Below are 23,362 nucleotides of genomic sequence, written 5' to 3'. Positions count from 1 at the left end.
CCAAGTTCAGGGGTGTGCCATCACCCCATCCCATGCAGTTATGATGTACCTCCATGGGCGGCGTACCTGTTACCAGTACGCTAGGCTGCTAAACCGGATATCGCTTTAGCGATATTGATCGCGCCATTGAGATCTGCATGACTACGATAGCCACATTCCTTACAACAAAAATGAAGTCCCTTGCGATTTGCTTTATAGCGATGACCATTTTTGCATGTTTGGCTGGTATATTCCGGATTTACCAATTCAAATTGAATTCCAGCCATCTCGGATTTGTAGCGAATGTATTCTCGTAATTGATAAAATGACCATGAGTGAAGATTGCGACCTTGATCCTTGCGTTTCGATTTTGCTGTATTGCGAATGCCGCTCAAATCTTCCATCCGTATCACGCCAACACCGTTGGCAATTGCACGGTCGACGATTTGACGACTGATCCAATGATTTTGTTCTCGCATCCAGCGTGATTCTTTGTTTTTCGATCGCTTGATTGCGTTTCGTTTCTTCGCTTTTCCACACTTGCGTCTTCTTGCTGTATGTCGTCTACGTTTCTATGCAACCGAAGAACCTTTGAAAAACAGCGAATAGGTTCCCACACTTGCGACAGCAAGATAGCGCAGCCCTATGTCGATTCCCATGACACCTTTATTCGGTGAGGCTTCCTCTTCCCATGTGATCGCAATAGCGAGAAACCATTTCTTTTTCTTGCAATATAGCTTCGCCGCTCCTTGTTTTACCGTTCCATCGATCAGTTTGTCCAGCCATTTTCGTTGAAAGGCTTGCACCACTACGGGTACACCGATTCGTTTTTCCAGCGTCGGGAAAGAGACTGTGTCGTATTTGTTTCCCTTTTCTACCTTCATGTTTTGATTGTTAAAAACACACCATATTTTACGAAACATTTTTGCTTTCTGATGTTTCTTTTGCGACTTTACTTCCCGAATCGTTTGATTCACGATCGCAGATGGGAATTTTTCCTGCGAAAACTCGCGGAAAATTTTACTTGTTGCTGTGTTTCCCTCTGGGTGCTGCAGCAGCCAATTTGCAAAATCCGTATTCCGTTCCGTCCGTCATTTGCTTGTACATCTGCTGTTTTGCTTCCGTTGGTTTATGTAGTTCTAGTCGCAGTGTGATCGTTGGCATGTGTTCCCCCCCTTTTCTTTTGTGCTTCTACCTAGTGATGGAATGTCTCCCGCGATACACTTCCTATGGTATAAGTTTATTCAAACAACAGCAATGAATACAGCAAAAAATAGTTGCTCTAAGCGTTCCCTTTCTAAGGGATACCGAGCAACGCTGTCTTTCCTCCCACGATTGAAACCGTGGGAGGAAAGACAGCAGAGTTCTGTAAAAATAAAAAATGGCCACACTAAATCCAGCCATTTTCTTTATGATCATTGCTATTATTATCATTGGACTCCACTCAATGAGTGGAGTGAGGCCGATACCTCTTTTCTCCATAGGAGAAAACCAGAATAAAACTAGATGACAGAGACGAGAGAGAGAAGGCCTTCCGTGATCCAAATGCCATGGAAGCTGATCCAGACACCGAACTGCTCACAGTCATCGAACCCGATTGAGAACGGCTTGGGGTTGTCTTGATGCTTGGGGAAAACCATGTACTTGCGACGATCTGCCTTGACAACTACCACATGACGTTCGGTATCATACACTGTCACCTTCTCCTTTTTAAGACCTCCCTTGAAAAGGATCTTTCCAAAGGAAACATCACCGTGTCTCTCAAGAGGAGAAATCGGCTCGGAGATCGACTCTTGTACACGATAAACGCAATTCTTACCGATCTTCAGCCACTGATCGATCCAAAAGTAACTCTCCCAAGTGGAGAAATAATCACTACCAAAGTAACCTGCACGAAATGGCGTGAAAGACTTTTCTCCTGTGAGTACCATAAACTGCTCATCCTTATAAATAACTACATGACTGGAACAAATGTAGACCTGTACACCATTGTAGACACGCTTGTTATTCTTGCCTCGGCAAGAGTTAAAGTGTACCCAGTAGTCCAGCTTCCCTTGTTTCTGACGAAGAGTTAGATCAAGCATTGACTTCACACGAACTGGAGACATTACTCGCTCAATCTCAGCCATCATAACCTTCCTTAACTGATGTACCGACCCTTGTATCTTTACTATAGCACTTTGTTTGACAACTCCATACATCTAAAGCCATTGGATTTTTGGGACGATAGCCTCATGACTATTTCATTACCAGCTAACCCCGTGCGCCCCACGGTTTATGTTTGTTGATTTCTTCTTTGCCGTGGGCAAACTTATTTTTCGTCTGTCATGACTATACATATATTACGATGGGAATGTTTGTTGTAAACTTGCTTTTTCCAAAAGTTGAACTAGTGAAGGAAAGTTCCTTACCGTCGTTCAACGCTCGCTTTCATCCCACGATTTAAACCGTGGGTTTTCTCGCTCGCAATGTTATAAAAATCGTCTATCAAGAAAAAAGCGAGGATTTACATAGGAGTACTCATGAATAGTAAAGTAACAGTAAAAGAAGTAAGATCATTGTCCTTGTCTTGATATATAATTGTTACAATTTTTTTCACTATGTTTACCTAAGAGTCAAAATATTTCAAATTATTATCAGCATGACTGCAAATCTGCATATTACTCATCATTTTTGCAATAAACAATTGCTAATTTGTAACAATGCTAAATGTTATTACCCCAACATTACAGTTCATTTACATTTCCCTCCAAATCCTTTAAAAAGTGCTCGATTGGAATATAATAAAGACAACAAATCAAAACGGGGGTGTCTTCGATGCAATACACAGTAGTAGGTAAGTTTTTCTGGATAGGAATTATGAACGCAGTGTTACTCAGTATTCCCATGTGGGGTCTTATCTACTTGGCGCTAAAAAGCATTTTTTAGACCCTGTGTAAACAAATCAAGACACTGAAAAGAGCACCTCATTTTGGTGCTCTTTTTGTATATAAAAACAATGTTAAGCATGTTGATTGTATATGCTGTTTATCTACATCGATCACTGGGGTTTTTGAGCATTAAATAAGATAACTTTTCTAAGAAGCTATCTTGTTTCCAGTTTTCATTTCTTTCGAATAGAATTTATATTTCATAAAAAATATACTCCACCCCGCTCCTAAAAGTGGGGTGGATGACTCAACTGTTACTTAAGCCGATCGAACTTGGAAGGATTCTTCTCCAAAGTTTGTTCGAGAATTTTAAGAGCTCCTGCTCGATCTCCTGCCTGTACACACCGAGTCATCTTATACTCAGGCGTCATAGCAGCATCACGAGGACCTCGATAGCTTGTGTATTCTTCAACGATCTTGTCGAGAAGCTCATCAAGCGTCATATTATATCCTATCCTCTATGAGCAACATCTTTTCTGACATTGCTATTATAACTGACCTACAAAATTATAACTACCCACCATTTGTATAATGATCATCTTTCATTACAATAGCTGGTCTGTTAAAAGAGAACTAGCAAATTTTATGAATAAATTCATTTATTATTTAGTCTGAGCAGCAGTTTCTGCTGCCCAGATTTGGAAGAAGGCTTACTCACCAATACGTGTGACTTTACAGATCACAGTTCCATCATGACTGATTACCTTTGATTTCCCGATCGGAAGATAAGTCGCATAGGCAACATTCGTACGAGTTACGTACTCAATAACCACATTCCATGATTTATCGCCATTATCTGCACATACATTTACATCTGCCGCAGGATCATCTGTAACGAGAATCCGATATTTGTCTCCCAACTGACAAGTAAACATAGGAGGCTCACGAAAAGGGGTAAAATTTGTAACCTTATGCTCCGTTTCAATCTTCCAACGGTTCGCTATAATAGGAGAAATCCGAACATCCTCCATGATATCCCGCATAATAGAGTCCTCTCTCAATCAAGACAGACTGGATTTCAGCCAGTTTTTATTATATCTCCCTGTTATGAAAAGTATAATTGTCGAAAATGTTACAAACAAAAAAAATGAAGCATTTCGCTTCATCTTTTATCTTGCTCCATCACCAGTGAATACAACTTTAATGGTACGGAAGAAGATTTTTGTATCAAGTTTAAAGGATTGTTTTTGAATGTAATACATATCCAAGTCTAACTTTTCTGCTGGAGTCATTTCATATCCACCATTTACTTGTGCCCAGCCAGTTAATCCTGGTTTTACTAACAAACGATTTTTAAAGCCTGGGATTTCTTTGTCAAACTGATCGGTAAACATTGGTCTTTCTGGTCTTGGGCCAATCAAGCTCATCTCGCCATTTAACACATTAAACAATTGTGGCAACTCGTCGATTCGCGTTTTACGAATAAAACTTCCTACTTGGGTTACCCGTGCGTCATTTTTAGCTGCCCATTGCGGACCATTTTTTTCCGCATCATTACGCATAGAACGTAATTTCCATACATTAAATAATTTCCCGTTTTTTCCAACCCGCTCTTGTTTGTAAAAAATTGAACCAGGTGACTCAAGTTTAATCGCAATCGCAGTGACAAGAAGCACTGGCAATGTGATGACCAAGAGCAAAAGGGAAAATAACATTTCAAAGGTTCGTTTCATTATCGGATAAACGACTCCACCAGCACTTATATCCCCAAATACCATTTGCGATTGGTTTCCCACCATTACTTTGGAACGCATCTTCTCACCACTCCTACATTTATATATATATCCAAATTCATCTTTTTTCATTACGAAAGTAACACGAATGTTACAGGAATATTTCATGACCTGTAACTTAGTATAAGTCAGTTATTTCGAAAGTACAAGAGGATATTTGTTACAATATTTTTGTAGAATGCCGAGAAAGATAAAACTGGTATGTTTTTTCTAATCCTTCCGCAAGTGAGATGGCAGGAGACCAATCTAAACTACCTATTGCCTTGTCGACTGCAAAATAACTTTGTTTGATATCACCCAGCCGCTCATCTTCATAGATAGTTTCCAATGTATGTCCGCTTATTTGCTGGAGTTTCATTACCAGTTCATTAAGTGTTGTATGTACTCCTGTACCAATATTAAAAATTTCCCCACTGCCAGCTTGAAGCGCTGCCACATTTGCTCTAGCAACATCTTCGACATAAATGTAATCGCGGGTCTGCTTCCCATCGCCAAAAATAGTGAATGACTGTTTTCCAATCGCTTTGTCAATGAATATAGAAATAACTCCACCTTCCCCATGTGGATCTTGACGTATTCCATAAACATTTGCATAGCGAAGGATAGTGTAATCCAGCCCATACAAATGCCCGTAAACACGAAGATACTCCTCTGGTGTATACTTTGAAATTCCATATCCAGACAATGGCTCTACAGGATGTTTTTCATCAATTGGTACATATTTTGGGTCACCATAAACAGCTGCAGAAGATGCATATATAAACTTTTTCACTCCATGTGAGCGAGCTGCTTCGAGTAAATTAATCGTACCCAAAATATTCATATGGGCATCATACACAGGCTCTTTGACGGATGTTTGAACCACTGTTTGTGCTGCTTGGTGGATAACAACCTCTGGCTTTTCTGCTGCAAATATATCATTAACTTGTGGATGTTCCATATCAAGCCGGTAAAATGATGCTTGAGAATGCAAATTGATTTCTTTTCCAGAAGACATATTGTCAACAATTACTACTTGATGACCAAGATCAATCAAGTGGTCGACAATATGAGAACCAATAAATCCTGCTCCACCAGTAACCAAAACTTTCATCTGTCTCACTCCTCCCCTTATGAAAATGGGAACAAGTCCAAAATGCCTTGTTCCCTCACTTGTTTTACTCTTGATTTTCCAATTTTTCTCGGTCGGGTACATCTCGTAACGTACGCGCAGGAACACCAACATATAATTTTGCAGGTTCTGTATCTTTGTTAACCAATGCACCAGCAGCAATAAAACTCTCTTCAGCTATCGTCACGCCAGGCAGCAGTATCGAAGCACCACCAACACGGGCACCTTTTTTGATCAGAGGTCCACGTACTAATTTAAAACGCTCTTTTGTACGTCCCATAAAATTATCATTAGTAGTGGTAACGGTTGGTGCGATAAATACTCGCTCTTCAATCGTTGTATAGGCGGTAATATAAGCATTTGTCTGAATTTTTGTATAAGAACCGATTTCTACTTGGTTCTCAACTGCAACTCCACGTCCTACAACAACAGAATCACCGATTTTCACTTTTTCGCGGATGGATGCTTGATCGCCGACCATGACCTCTTTTCCGAGTGTTGAACCACGATACAACACAGTATTGGCGCCCAAAGTTGTACCATCTCCTATTTGCAAGGCAGGCAGACTTTTATCCACTTTTACCGTGGAGGCTTTAGCAGGTCTTGGCCAGCGCCCTACAACACAATTATCAGATATAAATACGTGTGAACCAATTATAGTATCTGCATGAATAGTGACATTGTTTCCGATGGTAACATTATCTCCGATTACTGCTCCTTCTTCGATTACAGAAAAGTAGCCAATCGTTACATTTTGCCCCAATTTCACACTATCATGAATGTAATGTTTCATTTGAGATCACCTGTTTTTACAGTTTTTCGTAGTACGCTTTGATATTTTTTACATCTTTCATCGCATTTCTTGTGTCAAAAATGGATGCAGATAGATCAGCTATTTGTTGATAATCAAAAGCACTGTGATCTGTTGTAATGAGCACTAGATCAGCTTCTTTTAACTTTCTTTCTGTTAATTCCACTGTTTCATATGCTTTTTCATCTAAACGAAATGATGAGATATGCGGATCTACCAATTCAAAGTCAGCTTGGTAATTCTCTAGCAATTTTATAATTTCCATTACAGGTGATTCACGATAATCATCAATATCTTTTTTATAAGCCACACCTAAGACAAGCACCTTTGCTCCGCTCAATGATTTTTGATAACGATTTAATATCTTCATTGTGCGATCAACTACAAAGTTTGGCATTTCGTTATTAATTTCCCCAGCGACTTCAATTAATCGTGTATGGTAGTTGTATTCTCTTGCTTTCCAAGTCAAGTAAAATGGGTCGATTGGAATACAGTGACCACCTAGACCAGGACCAGGGTAAAATGCCATGAAACCATATGGCTTTGTTTTTGCAGCTTCAATTACTTCCCATAAATCAATTCCCATTTTGTTACAGAGAATAGCCATTTCATTAGCTAGTCCAATATTGATATTGCGGAAAGTATTCTCTAGAATCTTCTCCATTTCTGCTACTTTTGGACTGGAAACTTCATGTACATCCCCTTCCAGTACGCTGCGATACATTGCAGCTGCAACTTTTGTACACGCCGCAGATACGCCTCCTACAACTTTAGGAGTATTTTTGGTGTTAAAAGTTTTATTTCCAGGGTCCACTCGTTCAGGGGAGTATGCCAAATAAAAATCTCTTCCTACTTTTAAGCCTGTAGACTCTAAAATAGGCTGGAGCACCTCTTCTGTCGTCCCCGGATATGTTGTACTCTCTAATACAACCAGCATATTTGGGTGAAGAAATTTTGCAATTTCTTTTCCTGATGCTTCAACATACGTAGTATCTGGTTGTTGATATTTATCAAGAGGTGTTGGTACACAGATCGCCACAGCATCCACTTCTTGGATTTTTGAGTAGTCCACCGTTGCAGTAAGTTGTCCTGATGCGATAATTTGTTTTAGTTCCTCGTCTACAACATCCCCGATATAATTCACACCATCGTTTACCATATCAACACGTTTTTGTTGCACATCAAACCCGATTACTTTGTAACCGGCCTTTGCTTTTTCAACAGCGAGTGGAAGACCCACATAACCTAGTCCCACAACCCCAATCACTGCATTTTTTGACTCAATTTTATTGAGCAAATCATTCATCGGGATCATTCCTTTTCAAAAAAGTTACGTACAACTTGAACAATATGATCAATTGTCTCTTCTTCTAACTCCGGATATAGTGGGAGTGCGAATATTTTCTGGGAAATAGTCTCCGCATTCGGCATATCTCCAGCTTTGTAACCAAGATCTTTATAAACTTCTTGTAAATGAAGTGGTAATGGGTAATAAATACCAGATGCAATGCCATTATCTTTCAAGTGAGCCATCATACCATCACGATCTTCAGTTTGTACATTGTATAGATGATAAATATGGTTGCGGTTTTCTGCATGGAATGGAGTCACTACTGGCAGTTCAGCTAATTTTTTATCATAATAAGCAGCTTTTTCTGCTCTAGCATTATTCCAATCGTCCAAATGGCGCAATTTAATACGCAGCGCAGCAGCCTGAATTTCATCTAAACGGCTGTTATACCCAATCATGGTATGATAATATTTCGGGTTGCTGCCATGAGCCCGCAAAATACGTACTTTTGCAGCTAATTCATCGTCGTTGGTTACGACCATCCCACCGTCACCGTATCCACCGAGATTTTTAGTTGGAAAGAAAGAAAAAGTAGCTGCATGTCCCCAAGAACCGATTCTTTTTCCTTTGTACTCAGAACCAATAGCTTGAGCTGCATCTTCTAAAACAAATAGATTATGTTTATCAGCAAGTTCCATGATTTCATCCATTTCAGCTGGCTGACCGAAAATATGAACAGGAATGATTGCTTTTGTTTTTGGAGTAATTGCTTTCTTTAGTTGTTCCACATCTAAGTTATACGTTTTTGGATCGATATCTACAAAAACAGGGGTTGCTTTTAGCTGAGAAACAACTTCAGCAGATGCAAAAAAAGTAAAAGGAGTAGTAATGACCTCGTCTCCTTCTTTAATACCAGCGGCATCCAAAACTAGTTGAAGAGCATCTGTTCCATTTCCCACACCAATCGCATGTTTAACACCACAATACTCAGCAATCTCTGCTTCTAAAGCCTTGGTTTCAGGTCCTAAAATATAATGGCCACTTTCCAATACTCGATCAACAGCATCTCTTACCTCTTCACGAATACCACTATATTGTTTTGTTAAGTCAAGCAAAGGAATCTTTTTCATCACTTTGTTACTCCTTTTTTGGAATTTAGTAAATCGTCCATCCGTACAGCTTTGCCTGTTTCAGCTGATTTCTGGCATGCTATAACAAAAGCCAATGCTTCTCTACCTTCTTTACCAGAAACGACAGGGATATAATCCTGTTCAACAGCATTGGTCATATCTTGGATAATACATTCATGTCCAGGAATTCCAAACGGATCTGCTGCTACTTGATCCATCGTTTGTTGTTTTTCTTTCTCGCTGATTCCTTCAAAATCCCATGTTTTAATCCAGTTCGCATTTGGACCGCCAATGATTGCGGTTCCAGTTTCTCCAAATAACGATAACGATTCTTCCAAATTTTTTGGGTAGATCGTCACCGCAGCTTCTAGTACACCTAATGCGCCATTTTTAAATCGTATCACCGAAACGGAGGTATCTTCTGCTTCAATGTCACGAATTCGGGTTGCATCATAGGTGCTTACTTCTTCTATATCTCCCATCATCCATAACAATAAATCCATATTGTGAATAGCTTGATTCATTAAAACGCCGCCATCCATCGCTCTGGTTCCCCGCCATGGTGCTTGATCATAATATGCTTGATTACGATTCCAACGCACTGTAGCATTTGCATGACCAATTTTTCCAAATGCACCTTTGTCTAATTGTTTTCTCAATTCAATGATTGCAGGGCGAAAACGATTTGGATGAACAACTGCCATCTTCACGTTATTTTTTTCGCAAGCCTCAATCATTTCATTCGCATCTTCTAGTGTGAGAGCCATCGGCTTCTCCACAACAACGTGCTTTTTCGCTTCAGCTACTTGAATGGTAAGTGCTTTATGTAGTCCACTTGGGGTACAAATCGAAACAACATCTACTAAGTTTGATTCCAGCATAGCTTGTAAATCTAAAAACCCTTTGACTTCTTCTGTAACAAATTCTTGTAATCGTTCTGCATTGGTATCACAGACAGCTGTCAATACTGCGCCCTTCACATTCGTTATTGCCTGAACATGTTTTTTAGCAATATGACCACATCCAACAATTCCATAGCGGATCAAATTTTGTACCTTCTTTCCAAACTACATTTAATGTTACAGCAACATTACAAACACTGTAACACAAATGAAATGTTTTTGGTATAGTTGAAAAAATATAGACACATAACTTTTTTAATCGATTATGTATTGGGTTTTGTATCAGAATCTGAATCCATGATTGCAAACATAATTTCTCCATCTGCCACTACTTTATCTCCAACACGCGCAACCGCATTTCCTTTGCCCATTTTTCCACGAAGGCGTGTCATTTCCACTTCTAAATGCAAAACATCACCAGGTTTTACTTGTCCGCGAAAACGAACACGATCAATTCCCGCAAAGAAAGCAATTTTCCCTTTGTATTCGTCCAATACCAAAATGGAACATGCTCCAACTTGTGCTAAAGCTTCCACAATTAATACACCAGGCATCACAGGATATCCCGGGAAATGTCCTTGAAAAAAGGGCTCATTCATTGTTACATTTTTAATTCCAACTGCTTTTTTTGCAGGGATAACCTCAACAATTTTGTCCACTAATAAAAATGGATACCGGTGAGGTATCACTTCTTGTATTTTGTTAATATCCCACTCCATACATACACTCCTATCTTTGTTTCATACTCCGCTACAGTTTAGCATACGTTTTAGAGCATGACGAGCTGTGCAATGATTAGGCATCATCTCGATTAGCTGATCGTATTAATACAAAATAGATCAACGTCGTCAAATAGGACAAGCCGATAACAAACCAAAGATAAGTTTGAGCTCCGTGAATATCAAAAAGTAGCGCAAATAACGCCACATAAAAAAGTACCGTTGTCAATTTCCCCATAATATTTGCTGGGATGGTCTTTCTCCCCTTCAGGTGGAAAAAAGTTGAATATAGAATCATGGAAATATCACGCAAAAAGACAGCAAATGCTGCCCATAAACTAATTTTATCTGTTATGAGAAGGGACAAAAATACTGCTATAATCATCAACTTATCTGCCAAGGGATCAAGAAGACTGCCAATTTCTGTTATTAGATTATACCGCCTTGCTAAGTATCCATCTACTACATCGGTAATCCCTGCAAGTAAAATAATGGCAATAGACCAATACAATTTACCTGGTATATCGGAAAAATAAACGATTAGATAGGTAGGGACTAAGAAAAAGCGAAAAATTGTAAGGATATTTGGTATGTTTATCATCTAAGACCCTCCAGCCTACCACAAAGAATCCCGTCTTTGTGGCAATTCACACAGACGGGGTATTTTAGCTATAAATTAAATTGTAAACATGCATCCACATGCCCATATCAAAAATGTCACTTACCGGTTGACCGCCTATTACCGTGTGACCAATGATCAGGCTGACAAATAAAACGATGACCAATAGTGCAGGTACTCCTATAACCCAAATGGAACGTTTTAACCATTTATTATCAGAAGCATATTCATCATCAAAATCTTCTTCGTCCACTTCATGAAGATGAGAATCTTCTTGATGCAGCGTTTGAAGTTCTTCCTCTAGCTTTTGCGGATTTAATGCATTCAATTCCTGTTCAATAGCTTTTAACTGATCCGCATTAAATTCGTATGTTTTAAAGTCAATAGGAGTAAGCGTATCTTCTATATTTGCTAATGGATCTTGTTTGTCATTTTTCTCTTTCTTTTCCTCAGCAGAAGAAACTTGAGCTTCTTTTGTTTGAGGTTCTTTCTCGTGTTCTATTTCTACATCTAACAGCGTTGCAGAGATTTCCGAGTGTACACTTTTTGCAGAAGATTGTTCTTCTTCTTTTTCCACTTGTTCTTTCTCGTTATTTTCTACTTTTTCTTCCTCCTTTTCATTTTTTTCTTTTTGTTCTTTACTCCACTTCAATTCTCCAACTGGTAAACGTGATTCTTCTTGTTCTTCTTTCACTTCTAGATTCTTTCTATCTTTTTTATCTTCTGATTGACTCATCTGTCATACCTCTCCAATTACAAATAAGCTTGTCCATGCTTTTCACCTAACAAAAATATAACAAAGCAACCCTTCATCCGTCTACCGACAGCAGTGAAAATTGTATTATATATTAAGCTGTCAATCTTTCCCATATATTTTCGGATGATTATTTAAAACAAAGTAGCGCTTTCATAAATTAGGGCTCTAATTAAAATGAAAAATAGAAAAACTTATAATTTACTTATTCGAGAAAGAACAAAAAACGCATTTTATATATATTACCATATAATTAGAAGGTCGGAAGTGAGATGATTATGTAAATTTTGAAGACAACCGACCTTCGAAATTGTGAAATTTTTATCTATATAGATATGCGGGCCACTTCCTTGTTTCCTGCTTTGCGTTTATATTTTATCTTTGTAGCTTCTCCACCGCGTAAATGTCGAATAGATTTATGATATTCTAATATTTCCTTTACTTCATTAGCTAAATCAGCATTTATCTCTGGTAAACGCTCTGTTAAATCTTTATGGACGGTACTTTTCGAAACGCCAAATTCTTTCGCTATAACACGCACGGTACTTTTCGTTTCAACAAAATATTGGCCAATTTTTATAGTTCGCTCTTTTATATAATCGTGCAACTGTTCTCCTCCTTTCTGCTTGTTTGATACATTATATGAACCGTACAACCGGTTATGCTGGGACAAGCAGAAAGAATACATTCGTTTGGAGAACAGCTTGTTATTTTAAAAAAAAGAAAACGCCCTTATGGGGCGCTTATTATTTAATATAGTCATTTGGATTTAGTGCTTGGTTGTTTTTTCGTACTTCGAAATGAAGGTGCACGCCTTCACTTTTTTCAAATTGGTTTTGTCCTGCTTCGGCAATAACATCACCTTTTATGACCGATTGATTTAAGGTTACTTTGACATTGGACAAACTCTGGTAAATGGTAGTCAAACCATTCTCATGTTTGATTTCTACAACTTGACCAAGAACTGGATTTTTTTCTACACGAACTACTTTTCCAGAGGCACTGGCTATTACATCAAATGATTTCCCATTTTTCTGGGCAAAATCGATACCAGTATGAGGCCAATACGTATCTGCATATTTTACCAAAGCACTCTCTTTTGCAGTATCAGTGGCATTGGCATCATAGAAGTCCATCACCTTTGCAACTGTCGGATTACTTGTGATCGGCAAGGAAATTTGTTTGAGATTATCCGTTGGAACTTCTTCCACTGGTAAAACAGTATCAACATCAGGATTCGTCGTTCGTGTGACATCTTGTTGTTTTGTCGATTGATACCACCATGCCATTCCAAGTACACAAACTGCTACAGTCATATAAATAGCTGGAAAAAACCACTTTTTATCTAATAATGCATTTGTCTTTGCTGTTTCTTGATTTTTGTTTTCATCCAGAAATGACACTTTGTTTTTTGGTTCTTCTGGTTTCATTATCTGATCACCTCTAGTGACCAGTGTCGACGCATCTTATGGGGTTTATACCTGAATTGGTAAATTTTGTACAATAGTTGGTATTTTATTTTCATTTTGTATTGAGAACGTTCCAAAAGCAGTGCTAAGATGAAGTTACAACTGTCCTCCAATCGGATGGAGCGTTGTCTTCATCCAGAAAGCAGGTTTCAAGTGGGTGTGAAGATTGGGCGTCACACGGCGACCGCTACCGTCGCACTCGATGGTGACAAGATGACCATCTCGGTCACTGTCAACGGGAAGAGCGGTCAAGAGGTGGTAGTCGCTAAGACTGACACCTATACCGTTGATGCGGACGGATACCCTGTACGCGTCAAGGTCAGGGTGACCGGTAAGTCGGCTCAAATCATCGAAGCAAAGATCTGAATCCACAAGCCTTTCTGAGGTGAACCCCTGCTGTAGATGTATGTCTACAGCAGGGTACACAACAACATAACAAAGCCAAACTAGTACCAAATGTGTCTGGTTTTTTTGTTATGGAAAAAATTTTTTCTCATGGGTTTAAACAGACAGGGCAAAGTAAACACAAATGATTACAGGAGCCTAATAAATGAAACCATTCACACCTGATCTTGTATACTTTGAACCAGCAGCTCTGGATTATCCACTAGGGAAAGAACTATATGAAAAATATAAACAAACCGATATTCCGGTGGAAATGACTACCTCCCACAATCGTGTGACCAATCTACCAGGGGAAACCGATCTAGAAAAATACCGAATCGCCAAGCGCACATTGGTAGTCGGCATCCGCAAAACATTAAAATTTGACACTTCCAAACCTTCGGCAGAATATGCCATTCCCCTTGCAACTGGATGTATGGGACACTGCCATTACTGTTATTTACAAACAACAATGGGTGCTCGTCCTTACGTACGTGTATATGTAAACTTAGATGATATTTTCGCAGCAGCAGATAAATATATCGAAGAACGTTACCCGGAGATCACTCGCTTCGAAGCAGCTTGCACATCGGATCCAGTAGGAATTGAACACATCACAGGTTCACTCAAAAAGGCAATCGAGTTTATGGGAGAGCAAAAACTGGGCAGACTTCGTTTTGTCACCAAGTATGCCAATGTGGACAGTTTACTCGATGCAAAACATAATGGAAATACGCGATTTCGCTTTAGTGTAAATGCTAATTATGTCGTCAAAAATTTTGAACCTGCTACTTCTCCCTTAGCCGACCGAATCGAAGCTGCTGGAAAGGTAGCAAGAGCAGGCTATCCGCTTGGATTTATTATCGCTCCAATTATGATTTTTGATGGATGGGAAGAAGAATATGCAAACCTCATTCTTGGTCTGCATAATACTCTGCCGCCTGTCGATGATCTCACATTTGAATTGATCACACATCGATTTACAAAAACAGCAAAAAACATCATTGAAAAACGTTACCCAAAAACAAAGTTAGAAATGAACGAGGAAGAGCGCAAGAAAAAATGGGGAAAGTATGGACGCACCAAATATGTGTATCAAGATGTCCATATGGAGGCAATTCGTGTACATATGAAAACACTCATTGAAAAATATTTCCCACGAGCGGAGATTAGTTATCTTACTTAACATGATATACTAGAGCTAGTCAAAATCCATTGGAGATAAGCATGTCAATCGCTGGGACATTCCTCTGTATCTTCCTGGCTGCTCTCATTGTAAACTTCTTGTTCGGCGACAAGATTCGTAAAGCCATGGGAGTTGACAGTGACAACCCCGAACAATAAGAGTTACAAAGATTGAGCAAAATCTCCTAGTTGTTCTTGGAGGCTCCAAGGACACTCCCCACATACAGTGGGGACCTGTACATCAAAGAATATAAACATAAATATACCCATAGAAAGCAAAGCTAGTAAATTTGAACTGCATATCTTAAACGGTTTGAGAAACCCACGTTAATAAAATTGTTTCTGTTGACGATGACTGGCTTAGGTACAGGGTCATGGTATTCGTGCCCCAGTTACCTAAGCATCCCTATTGTAGTAATCCTCCATCAATTACAAATTCAGAGCCAGTCACAAATTTCGATTCATCAGAAGCTAAGTACACAACTGCAAAAGCACTTTTGGCTCACCTAAATACGGTAGCGGGGTCATAGAATGACATTCGTTTCGATATTTTTCATCTTCCAGAAGTGGTTTTGATAGAGGTGTAATAATCACACCAGACTGTGTTAAATTCCATACATAATCACCAGTGAGATTAATATGATCTCATTCCAAAGGTTTAACTATTTTTCTGGAATACCCATTTCTTTTTGCTGGTTTCTACTGCTTGAGAGATAGAAACGGTATTCCTATATGCACATATAGGCAATCGAAATAAATATGGGTTCCCCTGCACAGAAGCTGTACAGGGGAGTCCCACATCCTAGATGGTTTGTACCAGAGAGGAGCTACATGTGGTTCATCTTCACCTTGCCATCGGCACCATCCCAGATACCGGCGGTTGTGTTGAACGTGACCTCACGGCCGTCTTCGATCCAAGGCCAGCCACAGCGGAGCAGGCGACCATCTTGACGGAGAGGGTAGCGCACCCCCTTGTTAGATGTCCAGATTGCTTCCGCTTCCGGAAGTACCTGGTCAGTCAGCTGCTGCTTGTAGCGCTGGTAAACCTCGATGGTACCGACGCGGGGGTGCTGCCAAGTGTCGATAAGCACCGGCGAGCGGCTGAGGTCGACGACATTGATCCTACGGTCTGACGGCAAGAGGTCGTTGACGACGGTGAACTCCTCCTCTTCCCGAATGACATCGCTGGGGGAAACAGGGTTCCACTTCTCCATTTCGTAATCCAGCTTGTCATCGTTGAGATTGAAGTATCCTCCAGTGACCTTGGGGGCGACGAACCTATCTCCCTCACGCTTGAGAAACGTGAAACGAATGAACGATCGTCGTCGAGCCGGCTCAGCCGGCTCCACCAGTGCAGGGGCAAAGCAGCCCCAGCCTCCGGTAAAGACAGCGCCAGCCTCGAAGTCGACAATGATCAGCCGCTGCCGCCCCGACGGCTTGATCACAAAAGAGTTGTCGGACAGCTTGTGGATGGTGTACGCCATGAGTGCATCCCTTTCTAGGATGTGGGGTGGTTTCCTTATAACTATCTTAATTCAATTTTCACACACCTACAACAAAAAACGCCTCCAGGCGCTATTTTTGCCATTCCTTGTCAGAAATTAGTGATTCAATTCCATTCAAACCCTTATACCTCATGGTAGAAGGAGAGGCATATCTACTATAACAATATCAATTTGTATAACTTTTATCAGTTCTCTTTATTCGCCCAATATTATTTGTTTATTTTGGACTGCCATGCTGCTGCATAGCAGTCCTTGATGAATGCTTGAGGTTACTTTACGATTCGAAGATCTGGCCGGTACTGAGATGCAATATCATAAACATCGGCTTTCACATAAATGACGACGTCTTTTTCCCGTTTGGGGAGACGGTACACTTTTCCATCCCGAATATATGCAGGCATGTTTGGGGAACTTCCTTCCCATTTACCGTGATAATCTTCTCCGTTGCATTCAAAGAACGAATATCCATGGTTCCTCATCTCATCTTTTCATGGACAAAAAATTTTTTTGATTATAAAAGAATTATAATATAACATCAACTAATCATTTATATTTTTTATTTTTATGTTTTGATAGTAGTAGTGAATGATCTGTTCCGCTGTTTTCCCTTCTTTTGCTAACAAATTCGCTCCCCATTGGCTCATTCCTACCCCATGACCAAAACCATGAGTGATAAAGGTGATTTCTGCCCCATGTTGTCTCCAAGAAAAATCGGAGGATGCTAAATCAAGCGCTTCCCGCACTTGTCTCCCTGTAAAAATGTGATCTCCAATCATGATTTTCGCCACACGATTTCCAGATGTCTTTTTTAAAATTCTTATTCCTCCCCCTTGTGCCAAAACGGTTGTTGCAATTTTTTCACCTGAACTCTTTTCTAGTGCTCTGCCTACACTTTTTATGGACATTGTTTTTGTTTTCGTGAATTTGGGAGACTGTTTATCCCAAATGGATATCACACTTCGTAAATACGGGTATGCTGCTTGAAAATATTCTTCAGAGTTTTCCGTGTAACCATTACTAGTAGAAAAAAACGCAGCATAAATAGGCTTATCTTGATACGTAATAATTTTTCCTTTGGTTGCATTTACAGCAGCGGTTATTTTGGTTAAATTTTCAGCATAGTGTTCTTTCCATCGCTCTTTTAATTTCTCATCTGTAGCATATACTTGATCTTTGACTGTATCAGTTACCGTAGCTTCATTATTTTTTACCCTGCTGTAAATATAAGTTCTCGCTGCCATAGCCTGTGCTTGAAGAGCATCAGATTCAAACTCCACAGGCATTTCAGAAGCAACTACACCACGTATGTAATCTTCGAGCGGAACTCTAATTGTCTTTTTGGGATTGGATAATTTCACGTTTATTTGTATCGGAGAGTCACTTTCGTGATTTGAATGAAAAGAAGAAATTGCGTTCACTTGTTCCGTATCATTTTTAAAATCTACAAACACTATTGGAAGTAAAATTACTAGTAGAGGGACCAGTAGAAAAAAGGAACATAACAATACGATTTGCTTGTAATGGTAAGCCAAAAACGAACCTCCTAATCGAATCTTTCTCTTATCCTATTAGACAAGTTACTAGATTAGAACCGTATTCTAACAACAAAAAACCGTTCCTTATAGGGAACGGTCTGCAAATATATTTTTTTATGCAAAGGAAGGCTGTGTTGCTGAAACTTCATCTTCTGCTTTGACTCTTTCTATTTTCGCACCTAACGATTGAAGTTTACCTACAATGTCCACATATCCCCGATCAACATGGTGTAAACCATAAACTTCTGTTACACCATCTGCTACAAGTCCTGCTAAAATCAAAGCTGCACCAGCTCGCAAATCAGTTGAAGTTACTTGCGCTCCTGATAATGGATGTCCACCTTCGATCACTGCAGTCCGTCCATCAATTTTGATGTGTGCACTCATCCGCTTTAACTCTTCCACATGCATAAAACGATTTTCAAATACAGTTTCTGACATCAAACTTGTACCATTAGCTGTCAACTGTAGAGCCATTACTTGTGACTGCAAATCCGTTGGGAATCCAGGATAAGGAAGAGTTTTCACATCGATTGGTTTTAGTTCCCCTTCAGCACGGACTAAAATACCATCTTCACTCACCATAACTTGCACACCCATCTCACGGAGCTTTGCGATGAGTGGAATGAGATGATCAGCAATAGCCCCCTCAACAAAAACTTCACCACGAGTAATTGCTGCTGCTGCCATATAAGTCCCTGCTTCGATGCGGTCAGTAATAACGGTATATTCGGTACCATGTAAAAAATCGACACCATCTATTTTTATTTCGTCAGTCCCTGCTCCACGCACATTGGCACCCATTGCATTCAAGAAATTAGCCAAATCTACTATTTCTGGTTCACAAGCAGCATTTTCAATAATAGTGCGTCCTTCTGCAAGGGTTGCTGCCATCATAATATTTTGGGTAGCACCTACACTTGGAAAATCGAGATAAATACTCGCACCTTTCAAACGATCGATCACACTGCCTTCTATATGGCCAGCTTCTATTTCAAATTTTACTCCCATTGCTTCTAAGCCTTTTAAATGCTGGTCAATCGGGCGACTCCCAATCGCACAACCACCTGGCAGAGGGATACGTGCATGTTTCTTTCTCGCTAAAAGTGGTCCCATAATTAAAAATGAAGCTCTCATTTTCCGTACCAAATCATATGGAGCCTGTGTCGTTTGTAAGGTTTGCGCATCAATATGTACGCAATCTTCCCCCAATTCGGTTTTAATCCCCAGTCTTGATAGCATTGCCGTAATTGTTTTTACATCGTCAAGCATTGGTACTTCCAATATGCTGATTTTTCCTCGTGCTGGTAAAATCGATGCAGCGATTAAAGGCAAAACTGCATTTTTCGCTCCATGTAACTTCACTCTTCCCTGCAAACGGTTACCACCTTGAACAATAATTTTTTCCACATGTCTTCCCCCCAGATGATCTAATATTCTACTGTAATGATTGGCGATCCAATCGTCACGATTAGCTTCCCAGAACGCATATCGCGGTGAGTTGCTACTTGGAGGTTCATCGCTCCTCCTCTTGTTCGAATGCTTTCAGAAAACATTGGTGAATAAGCAGATAAACTCACCGTTTGATCCGTTTCCATTCCTTCTATTTCTTTTGCATCCAATTTTTTGATGATTTCATGTGCAGTTTGTAATATATGTGTTGAATAATTGCTTGTTCCTTGTAGTGAATAATGCAAATGTGTAGGAATTTCTTGTTGGTAAAGGAATTTTTGGATTCTCCCGGCCGCTTGCGACCAGTCGTCATTTGGACGACCATGTCCTGTTACTTGGATCGCTACATATGGCTCGGAAGCTTTTGCATCTGGTTTGTCAATAATCATATAAAATGAGACCTCTAAATTTCTCCATTTTCCAGAAGCATCGTAACGAATTCCATCTTGATCTTTTATTTTTTTCCAATCACCAAGTGAAAGCTCATTCATCCATTGTCGCATTTTTTCTTCTGCTTGTGAAGTCGTAAGCATGTTTCTTGTTCTTCCGCTATGATGTACCACAAAGGTAGTTGGAGTAATCTCCATCTCATTCGCCACTGTAAGCAATTTTTGCGGTACAACTGAATCAGCTTGGCTACTCCCCATTAAAAAAATACTACTGATTAATAATATCCCGATCCAACGTAACATAGAAACCGCTCCCTATAACCATTTCTATCCATTTTGTACGACGGACAGAAAGATTATACTAGAGCCACATCAAAATAAATTTTGACTGATAATCCGCGCCCAGTCTAAATAATTGATGAAAAAGAGTGCCAGCTGATGTCCAATTACAATGGATAGCATCATCATCACAATAAATGCAAACCAAGGCTCTTTAATCTTCAATACAGCCTCAATTCGAACACGAAGTAACACCCACCATGTAAAGGCAATCAATGCCAACGAGAAAATGATGTTTGTCAAAGAGGAAACACCAAGTGCTGTTGCTTGCTCCAAGGGATCACCTCCTACTATCATGGGTAATGCAGCCATAATCTATCGTACACAAAAGTACGAATGACAGCAAAACATTTTTTGAGAGTATTCGAGAAAATAGAAACGATTATCGTAAGTGAAAGAAGGAAATGAAAGTGTTGACAGATAACCAATTTACAAAAATAAAAAACGTTTTTCCCTTTTTTCATGAACTAAGCAAACAGGATTGGCTGGAAGCAGAATCGGTTTTACTTTCTTATCCGGAAAATACGAAATTTTTCACACATGAAAAAACAAAAAAATTTGCATTCTTTTTAGTTGATGGAATAGCAAGCATTCGTTTCATCAATGGACAAGGCGAAGAATACGCAATTCATTCGATTTCTGCCGGAGAAATCTGTGGACTGCTTGTCTTAAGTGGTCTAAGTGGGAGAGATTACCCAGGTTCTATTACATCACTCACAAATGTAGAGGTACTATATGTTCGAAAAAATATATTTCTAAAATGGATTTTGCAGTATCAAGCGATTCGACACTACACTTTTCAAAAATTGTTAGATGGAATGTATCAAAAAAACGATCAATTGTTTGGCAAAGTAACTGAATCAATAGAAAAACGATTGATAAAACTTATTTTGAAGTTACACACACAGCAGAAAAAAATCTTTTCTACTCATCAGGAATTAGCAAAAGAAATTGGAACAGTTCGAGAAGTGGTCAGTCGTACATTAAAAAAACTCCGAACAAAAGGGTGCATTCAAACAGGGCGTGGGTGGATTGAAGTGTTAGAGACAGATAAATTAGAACAGCTGTTATGTGACGAAGTCACAGATTAATTATTTTTCCTCCATTACGATGGACTTATCAATCATATGGAGGAAACAATATGAAACAGAAACTAGGGAATTTAGCCCCTTTATTTGAGAGAAAAGATCATACAGGCAAACAAATTAAATTAGAAGATTACCGTGGAAAAAAAGTATTATTGTCTTTCTTTCGAAATGCTGCATGTGCTCTCTGTAATTTACAAATACAACGGTTTATAAAACATTATCCCATATGGAGGAAAGAAGGCTTAGAAGTCATCGCTTTTTTTGAATCACCTGAAGAAAATCTGCAAACACATGTCGGAATGCAACAGCCTCCTTTTCCATTAATCGCTGATGCAGAGGCAGCCATCTATGAGCTATATGGTGTAGAATCCTCAAAGCAAAAAATAAGTGCTACTTTGGCTAATAAAGAAAAAATTGAATCACTGACCAAAGAAGTAGAATCTGCTGGATTTTCACTTATTCATGAAGAAGGGGCAAATTTTGACCGTATTCCTGCTGAATTTTTGATTGACGACAAGGGGATCATACAAGTCGCTCACTATAATGAATATACTTATGATCACTTATCATTGGATACAATAAACAATTTTGCAGAATATAATTTTTAAATCAAAAAAATATTTAACAAATGATAAATGTTTGATATAATAAAATCAATAGTTTAATGTCGACCTCATTGGAGTCGAAAGTGCACCTGCTGCATACTTAGCCGACCTGAGGTCGGCACGGGACTAAGCTGCACTCCCATCTCAATGCCAGGAACGATATGGCCCAGTGTGTTCTCGAGACCACTGTAGTCCAGTCGCAACCAGCATTGGATGGTGTCCATCCAAGTGTAGCCCAAGCTTTTTCAGTGCTTTTAGGACAGCCCTGTTCGGCCGGCAGAGCTCCTTTGCAGTATTGAGAAAGAATTTGGTGCAGTATTCTCTTATACTGCGCCCGTGTAAATAATGTTCAATCCATAAATGAAACCTTTTCCTATGTCTAGGAAAAGGTTTTTATCTTTATCTATGAAAAACGAAAGCAAAATTATTATGTATGTTTATAAATTACTTTTGAATTTTCGTGATATAATTTACAGGGTACTGAGAGCCAGTGCTTCAAGATAAAGATGGAGCCTCAAATGGATTTCCCGTCCAAGCTGAACAGTAAGGTTGTTGTGAAGAACATTCCGAGCAACGCTGTTATCACACCAGATGATCCTTCAAACCTTTTTCACCGTGAGGAAAGCATCCTATTCGGAGCTGTACACATTAGAATCGACGTGGATGGTGTCGCTGTTTTTGGCGTGACGGCAAGCGACATTCGTAGTGGAAACTATATGGGTTGTGGTAATCACATTCTTCTTAGAGGAACCTGCTACTTCGTAAATGGTGTGGAAGTACACATGAAGTGAACACTGTTTGAGTACATGGGAGTCCCGTGTACTCAAACTGAAAAATCATGCTAACCGCTAATATATAAACCATTTTTAAGAAATGTTAAGCATAAACAAATCGAAAGATGAATCCTAATTTGATTTAAAAAGGATAGAGATCATATATCGATATACATATTTAACACCTAATTACATAGATGATAATGAGGTACCTCTCACCTATTAATAGATGAGAGGTTTTCAAGTTAAAACAGCCAAAACGCCAAACCAAAACCAAAAGCAAATAAAAGTAAAAAAATAACGATAACGCCAATGAATAAGCCAGCAATCCAAATCCCAAACCCAGGGATAGAAATTTTTTGTGTATAGTAAGTTCGTTTTAGAACTATATACAACAAATGACCAAAAAGATAAGCGATAACAGGCAAAAAAAATAAGATAATTTTCAAGAAAATCATTTTTTGTCGTACCTCTATCCTCTTTCTTATCAGGATCTAGAGAATCCCTTATCTATTCTCCTATATTTTATTTTACATTGAATTAGCTGATAAAATAACAACTTTTTATATTCTTCTTATAAAAAAGAAAAAAGTACAAGTTAAAAATTATATTTCTCCAGAGAGCGAAAAGGAAAACTGCTTTCATACACAGTAAATGTG

Annotated in this window: 26 protein-coding genes and 1 pseudogene; 5 read left to right on the top strand and 22 right to left on the bottom strand. The window is 39.2% G+C overall.

Annotated features, from left to right (window positions below; genetic code table 11):
• Nucleotides 1-80: 80 nt before the first annotated feature.
• The 14 genes and pseudogenes from AC5WOC_RS12040 to AC5WOC_RS11975 form a co-directional block, all read right to left on the bottom strand.
• A pseudogene (locus AC5WOC_RS12040) lies at nucleotides 81-1,143 on the bottom strand (RNA-guided endonuclease TnpB family protein).
• Nucleotides 1,144-1,481: 338 nt separating this feature from the next.
• On the bottom strand, nucleotides 1,482-2,108 hold the full coding sequence (locus tag AC5WOC_RS12035; RefSeq protein WP_496055660.1) for a hypothetical protein: 627 nt from the start codon (nucleotides 2,106-2,108) through the stop codon (nucleotides 1,482-1,484).
• Nucleotides 2,109-3,559: 1,451 nt separating this feature from the next.
• Nucleotides 3,560-3,892 (bottom strand): hypothetical protein, encoded by a 333-nt coding sequence (locus AC5WOC_RS12030; protein WP_496055659.1) that lies wholly within the window; start codon nucleotides 3,890-3,892, stop codon nucleotides 3,560-3,562.
• A gap of 126 nt (nucleotides 3,893-4,018) precedes the next feature.
• Nucleotides 4,019-4,663 (bottom strand): sugar transferase, encoded by a 645-nt coding sequence (locus tag AC5WOC_RS12025; protein WP_496055658.1) that lies wholly within the window; start codon nucleotides 4,661-4,663, stop codon nucleotides 4,019-4,021.
• Nucleotides 4,664-4,802: 139 nt separating this feature from the next.
• A complete protein-coding gene (locus tag AC5WOC_RS12020; RefSeq protein ID WP_496055657.1) occupies nucleotides 4,803-5,735 on the bottom strand; it encodes an NAD-dependent epimerase/dehydratase family protein in 933 nt (310 codons plus the stop codon).
• Nucleotides 5,736-5,799: 64 nt separating this feature from the next.
• A complete protein-coding gene (locus tag AC5WOC_RS12015; RefSeq protein ID WP_496055656.1) occupies nucleotides 5,800-6,546 on the bottom strand; it encodes an acyltransferase in 747 nt (248 codons plus the stop codon).
• Between the two features lie 16 nt (nucleotides 6,547-6,562).
• On the bottom strand, nucleotides 6,563-7,879 hold the full coding sequence (locus AC5WOC_RS12010; RefSeq protein WP_496055655.1) for a nucleotide sugar dehydrogenase: 1,317 nt from the start codon (nucleotides 7,877-7,879) through the stop codon (nucleotides 6,563-6,565).
• The gene (locus tag AC5WOC_RS12005; RefSeq protein ID WP_496055654.1) at nucleotides 7,876-8,985 is read right to left on the bottom strand and encodes a DegT/DnrJ/EryC1/StrS family aminotransferase; all 1,110 of its coding nucleotides are present in this window, start codon (nucleotides 8,983-8,985) and stop codon (nucleotides 7,876-7,878) included. The genes AC5WOC_RS12010 and AC5WOC_RS12005 overlap by 4 nt, the downstream gene beginning before the upstream one ends.
• Nucleotides 8,985-10,031, bottom strand: coding sequence for a Gfo/Idh/MocA family protein (locus tag AC5WOC_RS12000; protein WP_496055653.1), 1,047 nt, complete (start codon nucleotides 10,029-10,031; stop codon nucleotides 8,985-8,987). Before AC5WOC_RS12000 ends, AC5WOC_RS12005 begins: the two co-directional genes overlap by 1 nt.
• Before the next feature lie 119 nt (nucleotides 10,032-10,150).
• Nucleotides 10,151-10,606 carry a 3-hydroxyacyl-ACP dehydratase FabZ gene (gene fabZ, locus AC5WOC_RS11995; protein WP_496055652.1) on the bottom strand — a complete coding sequence of 152 codons (456 nt, stop codon included), beginning with the start codon at nucleotides 10,604-10,606 and terminating at the stop codon, nucleotides 10,151-10,153.
• 76 nt (nucleotides 10,607-10,682) lie between these two features.
• A complete protein-coding gene (gene pgsA / locus AC5WOC_RS11990; RefSeq protein ID WP_496055651.1) occupies nucleotides 10,683-11,207 on the bottom strand; it encodes a CDP-diacylglycerol--glycerol-3-phosphate 3-phosphatidyltransferase in 525 nt (174 codons plus the stop codon).
• A gap of 64 nt (nucleotides 11,208-11,271) precedes the next feature.
• A complete protein-coding gene (locus AC5WOC_RS11985) occupies nucleotides 11,272-11,961 on the bottom strand; it encodes a DNA-directed RNA polymerase subunit beta (protein ID WP_496055650.1) in 690 nt (229 codons plus the stop codon).
• Between the two features lie 343 nt (nucleotides 11,962-12,304).
• The gene (gene spoIIID / locus AC5WOC_RS11980; protein WP_160800182.1) at nucleotides 12,305-12,586 is read right to left on the bottom strand and encodes a sporulation transcriptional regulator SpoIIID; all 282 of its coding nucleotides are present in this window, start codon (nucleotides 12,584-12,586) and stop codon (nucleotides 12,305-12,307) included.
• A 139-nt stretch (nucleotides 12,587-12,725) separates the two neighbouring features.
• Nucleotides 12,726-13,409 (bottom strand): peptidoglycan DD-metalloendopeptidase family protein, encoded by a 684-nt coding sequence (locus AC5WOC_RS11975; protein ID WP_496055649.1) that lies wholly within the window; start codon nucleotides 13,407-13,409, stop codon nucleotides 12,726-12,728.
• A 129-nt stretch (nucleotides 13,410-13,538) separates the two neighbouring features.
• Here AC5WOC_RS11975 and AC5WOC_RS11970 point away from each other — a divergent pair, with 129 nt between their 5' ends.
• Together AC5WOC_RS11970 and splB are read left to right on the top strand one after the other, a co-directional pair.
• Nucleotides 13,539-13,814, top strand: a complete 276-nt coding sequence (locus AC5WOC_RS11970; RefSeq protein ID WP_496055648.1) for a hypothetical protein — start codon at nucleotides 13,539-13,541, stop codon at nucleotides 13,812-13,814.
• Nucleotides 13,815-13,998: 184 nt separating this feature from the next.
• Nucleotides 13,999-15,018 (top strand): spore photoproduct lyase, encoded by a 1,020-nt coding sequence (gene splB, locus AC5WOC_RS11965; RefSeq protein ID WP_496055647.1) that lies wholly within the window; start codon nucleotides 13,999-14,001, stop codon nucleotides 15,016-15,018.
• 405 nt (nucleotides 15,019-15,423) lie between these two features.
• Here splB and AC5WOC_RS11960 read toward each other — a convergent pair whose 3' ends face one another.
• The 7 genes from AC5WOC_RS11960 to AC5WOC_RS11930 form a co-directional block, all read right to left on the bottom strand.
• Nucleotides 15,424-15,498: a hypothetical protein gene (locus AC5WOC_RS11960; RefSeq protein WP_496055842.1), complete on the bottom strand. Its 75-nt coding sequence runs from the start codon at nucleotides 15,496-15,498 to the stop codon at nucleotides 15,424-15,426.
• 346 nt (nucleotides 15,499-15,844) lie between these two features.
• On the bottom strand, nucleotides 15,845-16,501 hold the full coding sequence (locus AC5WOC_RS11955) for a hypothetical protein (RefSeq protein WP_496055646.1): 657 nt from the start codon (nucleotides 16,499-16,501) through the stop codon (nucleotides 15,845-15,847).
• Nucleotides 16,502-16,791: 290 nt separating this feature from the next.
• Nucleotides 16,792-16,923 (bottom strand): hypothetical protein, encoded by a 132-nt coding sequence (locus tag AC5WOC_RS11950; protein WP_496055645.1) that lies wholly within the window; start codon nucleotides 16,921-16,923, stop codon nucleotides 16,792-16,794.
• A 138-nt stretch (nucleotides 16,924-17,061) separates the two neighbouring features.
• Nucleotides 17,062-18,054, bottom strand: coding sequence for a stage II sporulation protein D (gene spoIID / locus AC5WOC_RS11945; RefSeq protein WP_496055644.1), 993 nt, complete (start codon nucleotides 18,052-18,054; stop codon nucleotides 17,062-17,064).
• Between the two features lie 117 nt (nucleotides 18,055-18,171).
• Nucleotides 18,172-19,467 carry a UDP-N-acetylglucosamine 1-carboxyvinyltransferase gene (murA, locus tag AC5WOC_RS11940; RefSeq protein ID WP_496055643.1) on the bottom strand — a complete coding sequence of 432 codons (1,296 nt, stop codon included), beginning with the start codon at nucleotides 19,465-19,467 and terminating at the stop codon, nucleotides 18,172-18,174.
• 20 nt (nucleotides 19,468-19,487) lie between these two features.
• On the bottom strand, nucleotides 19,488-20,201 hold the full coding sequence (locus AC5WOC_RS11935; protein WP_496055642.1) for a YwmB family TATA-box binding protein: 714 nt from the start codon (nucleotides 20,199-20,201) through the stop codon (nucleotides 19,488-19,490).
• A 69-nt stretch (nucleotides 20,202-20,270) separates the two neighbouring features.
• The gene (locus tag AC5WOC_RS11930; RefSeq protein WP_496055641.1) at nucleotides 20,271-20,513 is read right to left on the bottom strand and encodes a DUF1146 family protein; all 243 of its coding nucleotides are present in this window, start codon (nucleotides 20,511-20,513) and stop codon (nucleotides 20,271-20,273) included.
• A gap of 134 nt (nucleotides 20,514-20,647) precedes the next feature.
• On the opposite strand from AC5WOC_RS11930, the gene AC5WOC_RS11925 reads away from it, so the two are divergent.
• The 3 genes from AC5WOC_RS11925 (at nucleotide 20,648) to AC5WOC_RS11915 (ending at nucleotide 22,721) form a co-directional block, all read left to right on the top strand.
• Complete coding sequence (locus AC5WOC_RS11925) at nucleotides 20,648-21,328, top strand: Crp/Fnr family transcriptional regulator (RefSeq protein ID WP_496055640.1); 681 nt, start codon at nucleotides 20,648-20,650, stop codon at nucleotides 21,326-21,328.
• 50 nt (nucleotides 21,329-21,378) lie between these two features.
• Nucleotides 21,379-21,933, top strand: a complete 555-nt coding sequence (locus tag AC5WOC_RS11920; protein WP_496055639.1) for a peroxiredoxin family protein — start codon at nucleotides 21,379-21,381, stop codon at nucleotides 21,931-21,933.
• A gap of 515 nt (nucleotides 21,934-22,448) precedes the next feature.
• Nucleotides 22,449-22,721 (top strand): hypothetical protein, encoded by a 273-nt coding sequence (locus AC5WOC_RS11915; protein WP_496055638.1) that lies wholly within the window; start codon nucleotides 22,449-22,451, stop codon nucleotides 22,719-22,721.
• Between the two features lie 227 nt (nucleotides 22,722-22,948).
• Here AC5WOC_RS11915 and AC5WOC_RS11910 read toward each other — a convergent pair whose 3' ends face one another.
• Entirely contained in the window at nucleotides 22,949-23,161 is a 213-nt protein-coding gene (locus AC5WOC_RS11910) for a hypothetical protein (RefSeq protein WP_496055637.1), read from the bottom strand.
• Between the last annotated feature and the right edge of the window lie 201 nt (nucleotides 23,162-23,362).

This window comes from Shimazuella sp. NTD247 (genome assembly GCF_059510415.1).
The sequence above is the reverse complement of the archived record's forward strand: the minus strand, read 5'-3'. Positions and strand labels throughout refer to the sequence as shown.